The 13,691-nt window shown below is 39.4% G+C and carries 12 protein-coding genes; all 12 read right to left on the bottom strand.

Translation table 11 applies throughout. The annotated features are described in order from the left end of the window. Positions 1-15 precede the first annotated feature (15 nt). Positions 16-807, bottom strand: coding sequence for a YmfK family protein (locus tag HOO54_RS10455; RefSeq protein WP_172294967.1), 792 nt, complete (start codon positions 805-807; stop codon positions 16-18). A 432-nt stretch (positions 808-1,239) separates the two neighbouring features. After that, the gene (locus tag HOO54_RS10450) at positions 1,240-1,497 is read right to left on the bottom strand and encodes a DUF3243 domain-containing protein (RefSeq protein WP_172294965.1); all 258 of its coding nucleotides are present in this window, start codon (positions 1,495-1,497) and stop codon (positions 1,240-1,242) included. 70 nt (positions 1,498-1,567) lie between these two features. Beyond that, complete coding sequence (gene ymfI, locus HOO54_RS10445) at positions 1,568-2,299, bottom strand: elongation factor P 5-aminopentanone reductase (protein ID WP_172294963.1); 732 nt, start codon at positions 2,297-2,299, stop codon at positions 1,568-1,570. 75 nt (positions 2,300-2,374) lie between these two features. After that, a complete protein-coding gene (gene yfmH, locus HOO54_RS10440; RefSeq protein ID WP_172294961.1) occupies positions 2,375-3,658 on the bottom strand; it encodes an EF-P 5-aminopentanol modification-associated protein YfmH in 1,284 nt (427 codons plus the stop codon). Then, positions 3,655-4,935 carry an EF-P 5-aminopentanol modification-associated protein YfmF gene (gene yfmF, locus HOO54_RS10435; RefSeq protein WP_172294959.1) on the bottom strand — a complete coding sequence of 427 codons (1,281 nt, stop codon included), beginning with the start codon at positions 4,933-4,935 and terminating at the stop codon, positions 3,655-3,657. Before yfmF ends, yfmH begins: the two co-directional genes overlap by 4 nt. A gap of 304 nt (positions 4,936-5,239) precedes the next feature. Continuing rightward, the gene (gene bcbE / locus HOO54_RS10430) at positions 5,240-6,487 is read right to left on the bottom strand and encodes a bacillibactin exporter BcbE (protein ID WP_172294957.1); all 1,248 of its coding nucleotides are present in this window, start codon (positions 6,485-6,487) and stop codon (positions 5,240-5,242) included. Between the two features lie 89 nt (positions 6,488-6,576). Further along, entirely contained in the window at positions 6,577-7,305 is a 729-nt protein-coding gene (locus tag HOO54_RS10425) for a GntR family transcriptional regulator (RefSeq protein WP_172294955.1), read from the bottom strand. A gap of 154 nt (positions 7,306-7,459) precedes the next feature. Further along, on the bottom strand, positions 7,460-9,793 hold the full coding sequence (locus HOO54_RS10420) for a DNA translocase FtsK (protein WP_172294953.1): 2,334 nt from the start codon (positions 9,791-9,793) through the stop codon (positions 7,460-7,462). 118 nt (positions 9,794-9,911) lie between these two features. After that, the gene (locus HOO54_RS10415) at positions 9,912-10,127 is read right to left on the bottom strand and encodes a YlzJ-like family protein (protein ID WP_172294951.1); all 216 of its coding nucleotides are present in this window, start codon (positions 10,125-10,127) and stop codon (positions 9,912-9,914) included. After that, a complete protein-coding gene (locus HOO54_RS10410) occupies positions 10,124-10,870 on the bottom strand; it encodes a ClpP family protease (RefSeq protein ID WP_172294949.1) in 747 nt (248 codons plus the stop codon). The genes HOO54_RS10415 and HOO54_RS10410 overlap by 4 nt, the downstream gene beginning before the upstream one ends. 136 nt (positions 10,871-11,006) lie before the next feature. Beyond that, the gene (gene rnjB, locus HOO54_RS10405) at positions 11,007-12,671 is read right to left on the bottom strand and encodes a ribonuclease J2 (RefSeq protein ID WP_172294947.1); all 1,665 of its coding nucleotides are present in this window, start codon (positions 12,669-12,671) and stop codon (positions 11,007-11,009) included. A 146-nt stretch (positions 12,672-12,817) separates the two neighbouring features. Further along, positions 12,818-13,687, bottom strand: a complete 870-nt coding sequence (dapA, locus tag HOO54_RS10400) for a 4-hydroxy-tetrahydrodipicolinate synthase (RefSeq protein WP_172294945.1) — start codon at positions 13,685-13,687, stop codon at positions 12,818-12,820. Positions 13,688-13,691 lie beyond the last annotated feature (4 nt).

The following is a 13,691-nucleotide window of genomic DNA, read 5'->3' as shown; positions in this document are numbered from 1 at the left end:
AAAACACCTTCCATTCTAAAAATCAAAACCAGAAAAACCAGAATGGTCGAACATTTGTGGTTCTTCGGCATGTTCATATGTAATAACCTCATCAGGTTTGTTACGCAATTCAATAATATAATCAAAGTCATCCATCGTATATTCAGTATTTTGCACAAAAATATCTGGATGTTCGACAACTTTTGTCGCAGATAGCCGCATAATTTCACTGACGAGCTGTAAGTGGCGTTCAGATCCTCTTCTTGTGGAGACAATGCCATCAAGTATAAATACATTTTCCGTACTATACTCATCAGCAATTAGCTGACTTCTAATCGTTTGTTTTAAAAGAGTGGAAGACAGAAACAGCCACCTTTTACTGGCACAAACACTGGAAGCGACGATCGACTCTGTTTTACCTACCCGCGGCATTCCGCGAATTCCAATCAGCTTATGTCCGTCTTGTTTAAACAGCTCAGCCATAAAATCGACGAGCAGACCGAGCTCCGCACGCTCAAAACGAAATGTTTTTTTATCATCGGCATCCCGTTGAATATAGCGACCATGCCTTACAGCGAGACGATCCCTCAGCCTTGGTTCTCTCAGCTTTGTCACCGTAATCGTCTCCATTGTATTCAAAATCGATTCTAGACGTTTAATCTGATCTATATGACGGCATTTTAACAAAAGTCCTCTTCTTGAAGTATCAACACCGTTAATTGTAATAATGTTAATTGAAAGCATCCCCAACAAAGAGGATATGTCTCCCAGAAGTCCGGGGCGGTTGACTTGGATCTCATATTCTAGATACCATTCGAGTTTTGCCAAATGAGAACCTCCCTACACATCATCTTGACAAAAATTTACCTTCCTTTATCATAAAGCATTTTGCCCTAATTAGAAAGCAGAATGTTATATTAAATAAGAAAAACGTTCGTTTTCCAAAATCGGGGGAGTTTTTTAAGAGAATGGAAGAAAAACAAACCGTGCCGGCTACAAAAAAGGAGGGTGTCCTGAAAGTAGTGTGGATGAATAAAAATTAGATAATTTGCTTGCTTTCCGCGGGCAATCCGCGAGCATCCTCGGATCGCGCTGTTCCCGTAGGAGTCTCGCCATTCCCCCTGATTAGCTCCGGACTGTCTTAGAAAATCCAAGACAGCTTTTTTATATCATAAACATGGAAGTTCATGGTGATATGAAAAAATGAGGGTTATTCAACACTGTGCCCTGAAAACCCTCACTTTTTTCTTATACTCCATTTTAATGTGAGGTGTTGTTTTCGACAAGCTTGACCATCACATTGGCAATGGCACGTTGCTCTTCTTCTGAAGCAACACTCCACAAATCAGCAAGTATTCTTTCTTGATGGTTTTTAGAATCGACTTCAGTCGCTAAATAATCACCTATCTCATAAGCTAGATCTGAGATCGTTTCGTTTGACATTCCTTTTTCATGGGCTTCGTTCAGACGGTCACCCAAAAAGTTTTTCCACTGGTCCCAGTTATCCAGTACTGACATATCAAGCCCCTCCATTCTCTTAAAGTTACAGCTTTATTATTCTCGGAGGGGGAACAAACTATACATGTTTTTAACAGTGCCAACCACCATTTACCGATAAAATCTGGCCGGTAATATATGATGCTTTTTCTGAAAGCAAAAACTCAACCGCATCCGCAATTTCTTCGGGTTTAGCAAGTCTCCCCATCGGAATGTCTTCTGCTAGCATGGTGATTTCCTCTTTTGAGAAACCTCCCATCATGTTTGTTTTAACCGCTCCCGGAGAAACAGCATTTACTCTGATACCACTTGGGGCAAGCTCTTTTGCAAGAGCTTTCACAAACAAATTTTGCGCCCCCTTTGTCATACTGTATAACACTTCACATGATGCCCCGGTTTCGCCCCAAATCGAAGTAATCGCGATGATGACACCGGTTTTCCTTTTGATCATAGCTGGCAGTAAGTTTCTTGTTAACAGAAACGGACTTGAAATGTGAAGCTGTACCATTTCTTGAACATCTTGATCTGACATGTCAGTGACAAGTCCATGATAGCTTTGTCCGCTGTTCAAAACAATAGCTTCAAGCTCTCGCTCTCCAACAAAAGCGGAAATAGCTGCCGCACCTTTTGAATCAGTAAGATCACTATTCATGATCTCTGTCTGAATCCCATAACTATCGGCTAGCCGCTTAGCAAGATGACTGGCCGCTGTTTGATTTGTGTGGTAATGAAGGAGCAGATGATAGTGATTTTGGGCAAGCTTTTCGCTAATACATTGCCCAATTCCGCCACTTGCTCCAGTAATAAGAGCCCATTTTGCCATTGGTTCCACCTTTCTTTTTAGAAAAGAAAAATCCAGCGTGATGGATGTTGCTCACGCTGAATATCTTCTCAATTTTTATTTCGGTACAACTTTGCAAACAGTGATACAATCTTCTCTCACTTCTTCTTCAATGACTCGCTGTACATCTTCCAATGTGATCGACTCAAGCACAGATACAATATCAAATAAACTCGTTTCCAAAAAAGCGTAGCGTGTAAATTGGTTCGCAATATAATCCGGTGAGTTCAATGACCTTAAATACGCGCCGATTTTTTTCTTTCTTGCTAATTCTAGTTTTTCGGCTGTGATCGTTGGTTTTGCTTTGAAAAGTACTTGTTTCAGTTCATCTGCAAGATGATCCGGTTCTGTCGTGTCACCACCTACAGCAACAAAACCAAAGCCGTGTTCTTCCGTGTAATCATAGCTGAATGTTTCATCAATATAACCTTTTTCATAGATCCTTTCATAGTCAGCAGAGCTTTTGCCAAACAAACACTCCAGAATTAGATTCATTGTTAGCTCATGCCGTAAGAGCTGTTCACCAGTATTTGAAGGATTAACGCTTTTTAAACCGACTAAACATTTCGCGTTTTGGACATTCATTTTGATTTCTTTTTCTTTTTGATATACAGCTGCTGGCTCTTCTATATGTTGGCGAACAATTTCCGGCTGATCTTTATAGGATTTAATCTGCTGATTTTCACGAACTTGGCGGATCATCTTTTCTGGATCTACCGGACCGACGATAAACAACAACATATTACTTGGATGATAAAATGTCTCATAGCATTCATACAAAAGATCCTTGGTAATATGGGAGATACTTTCAATTGTTCCGGCAATATCGATCTGTACAGGGTGCTCTTTATACATATTGTCGATTAGACCAAAAAACAGACGCCAATCCGGATTATCAGCATACATGTTGATCTCCTGACCTATGATCCCTTTTTCTTTTTCAACCGTTTGCTCAGTAAAATATGGATCTTGCACAAAATTGATTAGTGTTTCTAAATTTTTTTCAACATTTGCTGTGCTTGAAAAGAGATACGCCGTTCTAGTAAACGATGTAAAGGCGTTTGCTGCTGCACCTTGCTTGCTGAAATCCTGAAAAATATCGCCGTCTTCTTTTTCAAATAACTTATGTTCCAAAAAATGGGCAATCCCATCTGGTACACGCACCATGTTTTCTTTTCCAAGCGGGACGAATTGGTTGTCTATCGAACCATATTTTGTGGTGAACACAGCATATGTTTTGTTAAAGCCTGCTTTCGGAAGGACATAAACATCAAGCCCACCTGGCATTTTTTCATAATATAACGTTTCTTTCAGTTGTTTAAACTCGATTGTTTTTGTCAAGATGCTCCCTCCGTCCCTTTCAAAAAGTATGTGGTATCCAATTCGATTTTTTCTCCCACTTTCATGATATCTTCTTTTGAAACGTTGCCAATGTTGGCAAGCCATTTTTCCAAAGAAAACTCAGTTTGAGCTGCAGTCTGTTGATAAAGGAATTCAACTAAGCCATATGGTGTGTCAAGCGTTTCAAGAATTTGATTTTTAATCACTGCTTTCGTCTGATCGATGACATCTTCTGTGAAATTGCCTTTTTTCATTTCTTGAAACTGCTCATTGATAATCTCAACTGCCTTTTGATAATTGCCCACTTCAATTCCCGACATCACCATTAAGAGCCCCTTAAAACTTTCAATTCGAGATGCGGCATAATAAGCAAGGCTCGCTTTTTCTCGAACATTCATAAACAATTTCGAATGAGAAAAACCACCGAATAGTCCATTGAACAATAGTAAAGCTGGATAATCTTGATCTGTAAAAACCGTATTTGTCCGAAAGCCCATGTTCAGTTTCCCTTGTTTGACATCTGCATCTTCGATCACTTCACGGGGCTCAGGCTTGTGATTGCGTTGTATGTCGGCAGCTTTTTGACCCTGTCTTTCTTCTACATTAAAATATGATGAAATCAATTGTTCAACTTGGTTTTCATCAACATCCCCAACAATGTATAAGTCGAGTTGGTCTTCACGTAGCGCTTTTTGATAAGTTTCATAAAGACTTTCAGGGGTAATATCTTCAACATCTTCAAGCTCTCCATTGACATGTAAAGCATAAGGTTCATCTTTGCACATTTCTTGGATGAGTCTTAAGTTGGAATAACGCATTTTATCGTTATAAACAGCTTGAATTCTTTGCTTTAAAGTCCGCTTTTCTTGTGAAACGTATAATGAATGAAAAACACCGTCTTCAAGAGCAGGTGAAAAAATGACATCTCTCATAAGTTCAAGTCCTTTTTCTAAAAGAGGAGCTTGTTGTTTTAAATATTTTTCGTTGGCAATATCGAGCCGAAACGTCATGACATGCTGTTCGCCCTTTTTGGACAAATCCGCCGATAATGAAGTTCCATAAAGCTCATCCAAGTATGTCCTGAATGCAGATGTGCTAGGATACTTACTTGTTCCCCGCAAAAGCACATGCGGAAATAGCGCTCTTTTTGTCACCTCTTCGTTTGTTAAAGGGGAGAGTAATTTAAAAATGATCGAAATCGTTTTAAATTTTTCTGTTTTGACAATGTGATATGTCAACCCTCGATTTTTTCCTTTTATTTCCCTCAGGTATGTCATAAAGAGCCTCCTTTATTGTTTTTTATTATGTATTATGACCATATATGAGTATTACTCTAAAACTGTTTGGTTGTAATTATATCAACTGGAGGATGATTAAGGAAACCAAAACACTTTTTATCAGCATGCTTCTCTTGAATTGTATATTTCCCAAAAGAGTCACTAGGTGCCACAGACAAGTTTCGTCAGAAAAATTGACGGGAAGAAGCAGAATCCCGGTTCAAATATGGGCTATTGTCTTGTCACCGCAATATCGCAGCCTCATTGATTTACAATCCGTCTTTGATCTTTGAACAAGAGGGATTTATACTGTTTTCACCGCTTCATTTTCATTTTTCTTTGGGTCTATATAAAATAACACAAGACCAAGAGCCACCAAACTGCATAAAAGCGATACGATAAAAATGAGCCGTTCAGCACCTGTCATCATATAAGCAAAAATGGGCGGTCCAAGAGCCACTCCAATAAACCTCATACTGTTATAAAAAGAGGAGATCGTCCCCCGCTCTTCTTTTTCTATCCCTTCTGTAATCAGTGCGTCAAGTGAAGGAAGAGCAAGACCGATTCCAACACCGCCGAGACTCATATATATAAATAACAGATAAAAAGTGTGCTTCCACCACAGTCCTGCAAAAGCTAAAACAAGTAAGACCATCCCGATGATCACATATATTTTCATTCTGATTTTATTGTTGCCAATCAACTTTCCAGCAAAGAATGAACTGACTGACAAAAAAAGCAATGGGATGCTAAGTAACGCTCCCTTGACGATTCCATCGATCTGATATTTTTTTTCAAGATTGTCTGACAGGTAAAAAAGCAGACCGAACAATAGAAACATAATGATGCCACCAATCATAAAAATAGAAACAAGCCAACGTCCTTCCCGTTTTAAAATGCCATGGATAGATTTAGCAAAATCTTTGACTGTTTTCGTATCACCTCTGTTTTCCTTTTCCTTTGGCTTAGGAACAAAAAATAAGACGAGGAAAAAGCTGATCAAACAAACAACGGGAATAAACCAAAATGGCATGAACCAGACCCATGAAGCTAAAAAAGCACCTAGGATAGGGCTTAATACTTTTCCAGCCGTATTGGCTGTTTCAATGTCTCCAAGTCCCGCGCTGATATCTTCATCTTTTTGAAATAAATCACCGATAAATGGCATCACGATTGGAGCTGCCCCTGCTGAGCCCACTCCTTGAAGAACTCGCCCTGCCAAAATCATGATATATGGGGCTTTGAACATCACTGCAGCAATCCCAGCTACCGCCCCTCCTGCGGATGCAATGAGCAAACATGGTAACATGATTTTTTTTCTTCCATAACGATCGGATAAATAGCCGGTGATCGGAATACAGAGAATCGCTACAATCGAGTAAACTGTGATAATGAGCGAAACTTGAAATGAAGAGATATTTAATTTTTTTTCAATAACAGGTAGCACCGGAATCAGCATTGAGTTGCCAAGCGTCATCACGAGCGGGACGGAAGACAACGCGATAATGCTTTTCATACTTTTTTTCTCACTCAACTGTTTCACCCAATTCATTGAATATGTCTATCATCTAATAGTTTGGCTTGGTGAAACCATGTTTATGTACAAACCAAAAAACAGCCGCTCTAATGGCGCCTGTTTATTTATGAAAAACATTTTCTGACAACGTGAAACCTGAATTTATCAGCCCGAAAATAATTTAAAGAAAATAATACAGGTCTGTCATTTTGATCATAGTGGATTTGCTTTAGCAATAAAAGAGCTGTTTCAGGGTCACATTCAAGAATTTGGGAAATTGTATCATGATAGCCGATTGGTACAATATCTGTAACTGCATAATGAATAACGGCCCCCGCTTCTTCTTTTAACCATTCGAACATTGATTCCTGCCCGTGTGAAAATCCTTTTGGCAGAATGGTCATCGGTATTTTATCCAAGCAGTAAACAACAGGTCTCCCATTTGCCGTTCTTATCCGCTCAAGCAAAAATATCTCGCTCTCTGCTTCATTTTGAAAATGAAGCAAGTCTTCTTCGGTTGGGACAGCTACCCGTGATGACAGAAAAATCGTTCCCGGTTCCATGCTCGCCTGTTCAATGGTTTTTGTGACACTGTTTAGCTGCTCAATGCCTGAAAGAAATAAAGGTTTTGAGTTTACAAACCTACCCACACCATACCTTCTGCAAATCACATTTTCCTCTTCCAACATATGAAGCGCTTCACGCAAAGCTGATCTTGTGACACCCAATATTTTTGACAGCTCAAACTCAGACGGGAGCTGTTCATTTTCACGATAGATTCCTTTTTGGATATCATTTTTGATCCGATCAATCACTTTTAAGCATAAATGTTGATTGTCAGCTTTTATAGACATGTTTTCCCTCCGTCTGACAAAATCAGATAAAAAAATCCCTTTATTTGAGAACAACTATATCATGTTTTGTCATATAAATAAAGAGATTTTTGGTTTACATAATATTTTTATGTACAACCATAGATTGGTTAAAACTTATACTTAATGACCTTCTTCAAGATGAGAGCCCTTCATATTGATCTTTTGACATTAAAACCTCCCGAGGTTTTGAACCTTCATAAGGACCAACAATGCCCCGTTCCTCCATGGCATCGATGAGCCTAGCCGCCCTCGTATAGCCGATGCGAAACCGTCTTTGCAGCATCGAAACAGATGCTGTCTGCATACTGACAACAAGTGCAACTGCTTCATCATAAAGATCGTCTGTAACTTCATTGAGCGTTTCAGGTGTGTCCTCTGGAATCATCTCCTCTTGATATTGAGCCTTTTGCTGTTCGATGACATGGTCAACGATTTTTTCTACTTCTTCGTCTGATAAAAAAGCGCCTTGAACACGAAGCGGTTTATTTGCTCCGACTGGTAAAAACAGCATGTCCCCTCTTCCAAGAAGTTTTTCTGCTCCCCCCATATCAAGAATTGTTCTCGAATCAGTCTGTGAAGATACACTGAAAGCAATTCTTGACGGAATATTGGCTTTAATCACCCCTGTAATAACATCAACAGAAGGACGCTGTGTCGCAATAATCAAATGGATTCCAGCCGCTCGTGCCATTTGTGAGAGTCTTGTAATCGAATCTTCGACATCAGAAGATGCAACCATCATCAAATCAGCAAGTTCATCAACAATGACGATGATATATGGAAGTTCGGGTTGTTTTGCTTCTTCAGCTGAATTCGTTCTTCTGATGTGGTCGTTATATCCTTCAATATTTCTTGTTCCAGTATGGGAAAATAACTCATAGCGTCGTTCCATTTCATTGACAACCTTTTTTAAAGCTTGCGATGCTTTTTTCGGATCTGTGACAACAGGAGCAAGCAAATGAGGAATTCCGTTATAAACATTAAGTTCAACCATTTTTGGATCAATCATCATCATCTTGACTTCATGCGGTTTTGCTCTCATTAAAATGCTTGTAATAATACCGTTGACACAGACGCTTTTTCCGCTTCCGGTTGCCCCTGCAACAAGAAGATGCGGCATTTTATTCAATTCAGCTAACACCGCTTCACCGGAAATGTTTCTTCCAAGTCCGATCATTAGTTTTGCATCAGGACGGTCATTGAGTTTGGACTCTAGCACTTCTTTTAAGGAAACCATTGCAACCTCGGCATTCGGTACTTCAATTCCAATCGCTGATTTTCCTGGTATTGGAGCTTCCATACGAATATCTTTAGCAGCAAGTGCAAGCGCTAAATCGTCACTCAAATTGACAATCTTGCTGACTTTAACACCAACATCAGGATAAACCTCATATTTTGTTACTGCAGGACCAAGGTGAACTTGAGTAACTTTTGCTCTCACTCCGAAGCTTTGAAACGTTTTTTCAAGTTTTCTAGCATTGTCATAAATATTTTTTTTGTCAGTCTGCTGCCCCGAATGCTTAGGATCATCAAGTAGCTGAATTGACGGAAGCTGATAATCTTTATTTTCAAGCTCTGTAAAAGTCATCTCAGGAGAGGTTTTGATTGTTTTAATATCCTCTGACTCAACGGTCTTGTCCATTTGTTCAGGGGACTCAACAACTTGATCATCAAGCTGTTCATCACGATCTGCAAAACTTGATATAATCGGCTCTGATTGGATAATTGGATCGGAATCCATTTCCACATCTTGAACCGGAATTTCAGGTGACTTCGATTTTCGCTGTGTCTTCTGTTTTTTTCCTGGTGCCTTTTTTGAAGAATGCGTTCTAAGTTGTTTGAGATCATTGAGAAACGCCCGCCACTGATTTTTAATAAAAGATGCAGTTGGTCCCAGCCACTTCATGATTGTCTCTTGAAGTGAACGGTCAGTCATTAGGATTAGACCAATCAAGATTAAAAAGATCGCAATAATTTTTGAGCCTGTTGAAGCGAAGAGAAAATAGGATGCTGCAAACAGTAAAGCTCCGATCATTCCTCCACCAAGATCTTGAGGGCCTATTTCAGTTTTTATATCCATTAAAAATAGATTCCACGTATTTTGAATCACACTGGGAGACTGAATCATTGACCTGCCTGCTAATTGTTGAAATAGCTGAACATGAGACAGAAGCAAAACACTTGCAACAATACAATAAATTCCGGCTTTTCGTCTCGTTAAAAAGCGGGGCATTTTTTTCTTCCAGAATAGTGATATACCTGTCAAAAAGAGAGGAATGAGACATAAAATAAACCATTCACCTGCGAAAAAGCGGAACATGTAAATAAATGTCCGACCGGCAATACCAAGTTGTAATACCGCAATAATTGAAATGGTGATACAAATTAAACCGTACAATTCAAATTTAAGATTCGTCTTTTTGACTTGTCTTTGTTTCTTTTTCGATTTTCTTTTTCTTTTTGCCATGCCCATCACCTTACCACACATATAAAAAGTAACCGAGAAAAGAGAAAGCAGCCTGTTGCGGCTGCAATCCTTTCTCCCTGATCTCACTATTATAGCATATTTATCATTGATACTTGAGCTATTTGTAAAATGTCAGTTTCAATGTTTGCCCTGGTGCGGTTTCTTGATTTAAAAAGTCCATGGGATTTGTACTAAGCACTTGAATCACTTTAGCTTCTTCTCCATTCATTTCGATGAGAAGCGGTACACCATTTACATGAACCTGCCGCCGGTTTGTTTCTTCCATCTGGCTACCAAAAACGAGTTCATGCGGCATCATCGTATATAAAATCATTGAACCATCCTCTCATCACTGTTGCGGGTTTCTTCGATTAGTTCATTCAACTTTTTAATAGCCTGCCCCACTCCGCCTGTTTCATTGATTAAGCCATACTTCACTGCATCTTTTCCAACGACATTTGTCCCAATATCCCTTGTTAGATTTCCTTTGGAAAACATTAGTTCCTTAAACTTTTCTTCTGAAATATTGGAATGATTCATCACAAAATTGATAACCCTTTCCTGCATTTTATCAAGATACTCAAATGTTTGCGGTACACCGATGACAAGACCTGTCAATCGAACGGGATGGATAGTCATAGTAGCGGTTTCGGCAATATAGCTATAATTACATGAAACCGCAATTGGTACACCTATAGAATGGCCGCCACCAAGCACGATGGAAACCGTTGGTTTAGATAGTGATGCCAGCATTTCAGCAATCGCAAGTCCAGCTTCCACATCACCGCCAACTGTATTTAAAATGATTAACAATCCTTCAATTTTTGGATTTTGCTCAATCGCGACAATTTGCGGAATAACATGCTCATACTTTGTCGTTTTATTTTGCGGTGGAAGCTGCATATGACCTTCAATTTGACCAATGATCGTCAAACAATGAATATTTGAATCTTGTCCCATTTGGGGAAGTGTTGTTTCCCCAAGCTGCTGAATTTTGTTGACAATGTTATCTTTTACATCTTGTTTAGCGGGCTGTTCCTCTTGTTCTCCCCCATTTTCTGTCCGGTCTAAGCGCATATTACTCACCTCTTTCTCGAGTTTCTTTTGTATTATAAACAATGGCGTTTTTTTCATTCAGTGTAAAAAGGAAACCCGAGAAAATGACTAAAAGGGCCCCAAAAAGTCAGAAAAACTAACCTTTTGGAAAGCCCTTTTATACTTCCATGATGATTGGAATAATCATTGGTTTTCGCTTTGTTTTTTCATATAAGAATTGATTTAAAGCATCACGCATTGTTTGTTTTAAGGCGGACCATTCAACAACGGCATTTTCAGTATTTTCTTTGACAATATTTCTGACAAGCTCTGTTGCATCAATGATTAATTGTTCAGATTCTCGAACATAGACAAAACCTCTCGTGATAATTTCGGGTCCTGAAACAAGATTTTTTTTCTTTTTATCGAGTGTAATGACAACGATTAAAATTCCGTCTTGAGAAAGCAGACGCCGATCTCTAAGGACGATGTTACCGATATCACCCACTCCTAGACCGTCAATCAATATGTTACCTGAATGAACTTTATCACCTATTTTCACATTTTGACCGCGAAACTCAACGACATCACCTTTTTCAATTAGAAAAATGTCACTTCGCTTCATGCCGATTTCTTCTGCAACTTTAGAATGAGCTTTTTGCATTCTGAATTCACCATTTACAGGAATTAAATATTTCGGTTTCATCAGATTAAGCATCAGTTTTAATTCTTCTTGACAACCGTGACCGGAAACATGGACACGCTTTTGTGCAAACACCACTTGGGCACCTTCCCTTGTCAACAGATCAACGGCTTTTGAATAGACTAACTCCTGCCCTGGAATTGGGGTTGAGGCGATCAAGACGGTATCCCCTTTTTCAATATCAATCTGTTTATGTCCTTGTTTGGCGATTCTTGTTAAGGCTGCAAGTGGTTCTCCATGGTTGTCTCCCGTCAAAATAGCTACTTCATGTTTAGGATATTTTTTAGCATCTTGAACTGGGATGAACATGTCCTCATCAGCTATAACATAACCGAGTTTCATCGCAAGTTTGATAATTGCTGATATATTTTTTCCTGATATGGCTAATTTCCTACCGTTTTGAAGTGCTGCGTCAATCACTTGTTGAACCCGGTTGAGGTTAGAAGCTAAGACGGTAATGATGACTCGATTTTCAGCGCTGTAGAACACATCAGATATTTCTCCTCCAACAACAGCTTCTGAAGGCGTATAACCCGGCTTTTCTGCATTTGTGCTGTCTGAAAGCAAGCAAAGGACACCGCTGTTGCCAATTTTGGCAATCTCGCCAATATCGCTTTTCTGGTTAAAAACTGGTGTCTGATCAAATTTAAAATCACCAGTGCATACGATTGATCCAAGTGATGTTTTAAAGCTTATGCCAACGGAATCTGGAATACTGTGGTTAGTGCTGAAAAATGAAACTTTTGTTGACTCAAATGAAATAACTGATTTGGAGTGAATTTCTCTTAAATCGGCTTTTTTATTTGAACCGTACTGCTTTAAAGATTCTTTTAAAAGGGCAAGTGTCAGCTTTGTTCCGTACACAGGCACGGAAAGTTTGTTTAGGCAGTAAAAAACACCGCCGATATTTTCTTCATGACCATGTGTTAGGAAAATCGCTTTCACACGGTCAGATCTTTCGATTAAGTAAGAAATGTCAGGGATGACCACATCGATTCCTAGCATCTCATTCTCTGGATGCATGAGCCCGGCATCAACCACAAATATGTCTGAGTCAATTTCGATAACATAAAGGTTTTTTCCAATCTCCCCGACACCGCCTAAGGCGATAATCTTGATATTCTCTGTCTTTTTTTTCAAATTGTAATCCTCCTAATCATAGTTACCCGTCCATCATCACTTGTCCCTATTATACCTGAATCTAATTTTAGAAAACAAGAACCATTATGTATAATATAAACGGCCATACCCCGAAAAGGGGATGACCGTTTCGTCCGTATATGTGTTTACAAATTGTCAATCAAGCTGCTTAAATGGAGACGTTCTTCTTCATTTAGCGGAAGCAAAGGAAGGCGAACAGAACCGACATCAAGACCTTTTAGCTGAAGAGCTGTCTTGACTGGTGTCGGGTTTGGAGCCGCAAACAAACCATTCATGAGAGGCAGCAATTTCTGATGGATCAATGCTGCCTGAGCTGTATCTCCATTCAAATAAAGTGTGATCATCTCTTGCATTTCCGTTCCAATGATATGGGACGCAACAGATACAACGCCTTTACCGCCAACAGCTAGAGCTGGCAGTGTTAGGCCATCATCACCTGAATAAACAGCAAAATCTTCAGGTGTTTCGGCAACAATTTTCGCAATTCCGTCTAAATCACCACTCGCTTCTTTAATCGCCACGATATTCGGGATTTTTGCCAGTCGGATCGTCGTTTCTGGCGCAAGTGAAACAACTGTCCGCCCCGGTACATTGTAAAGCATAACCGGTAGAGAAGTCTCTTCAGCGATTGCTTTGAAATGATGGTACATCCCTTCTTGAGAAGGTTTGTTGTAATAAGGAACCACAAGCATAACAGCGTCCGCTCCAGCTTCCTCTGCTTTTTTAGTCAATCTGATAGACGCGGCTGTATTGTTGCTCCCCGTACCTGCAATAACAGGTATCCGACCGTTAACTTCTTTTACACAATATTTAATCAGCGCCAGTTTCTCTTCTTCAGACAGTGTTGGTGATTCACCGGTTGTTCCAGCAACAACAAGCGAATCTGTACCGTTTTCGATTAAAAAACCAATCAGCTTTTTTAATTTTTGAAAATCAACATTTTCATTTTTGTCAAAAGGAGTCACCATTGCAGTCGCAATATTTCCGAAATTCATTTTT

Origin of the sequence: Bacillus sp. WMMC1349 (genome assembly GCF_013155385.1) — a bacterium.
Taxonomy (GTDB): domain Bacteria; phylum Bacillota; class Bacilli; order Bacillales; family Bacillaceae; genus Bacillus.
Note: the sequence above shows the minus strand (reverse complement) of the source record. Positions and strands in the feature narration are given on the sequence as shown.

Excerpts from the sequence above, each read along its gene's own strand:
- HOO54_RS10450 (WP_172294965.1), bottom strand. The coding sequence starts at position 1,497 with ATGTCAGTACTGGATAACTGGGACCAGTGGAAAAACTTTTTGGGTGAC.
- ymfI (WP_172294963.1), bottom strand. The coding sequence starts at position 2,299 with ATGGCAAAATGGGCTCTTATTACTGGAGCAAGTGGCGGAATTGGGCAA.
- yfmF (WP_172294959.1), bottom strand. The coding sequence starts at position 4,935 with ATGACATACCTGAGGGAAATAAAAGGAAAAAATCGAGGGTTGACATAT.
- bcbE (WP_172294957.1), bottom strand. The coding sequence starts at position 6,487 with ATGAATTGGGTGAAACAGTTGAGTGAGAAAAAAAGTATGAAAAGCATT.
- HOO54_RS10425 (WP_172294955.1), bottom strand. The coding sequence starts at position 7,305 with ATGTCTATAAAAGCTGACAATCAACATTTATGCTTAAAAGTGATTGAT.
- HOO54_RS10420 (WP_172294953.1), bottom strand. The coding sequence starts at position 9,793 with ATGGCAAAAAGAAAAAGAAAATCGAAAAAGAAACAAAGACAAGTCAAA.
- HOO54_RS10415 (WP_172294951.1), bottom strand. The coding sequence starts at position 10,127 with ATGATTTTATATACGATGATGCCGCATGAACTCGTTTTTGGTAGCCAG.
- HOO54_RS10410 (WP_172294949.1), bottom strand. The coding sequence starts at position 10,870 with ATGCGCTTAGACCGGACAGAAAATGGGGGAGAACAAGAGGAACAGCCC.
- dapA (WP_172294945.1), bottom strand. The coding sequence starts at position 13,687 with ATGAATTTCGGAAATATTGCGACTGCAATGGTGACTCCTTTTGACAAA.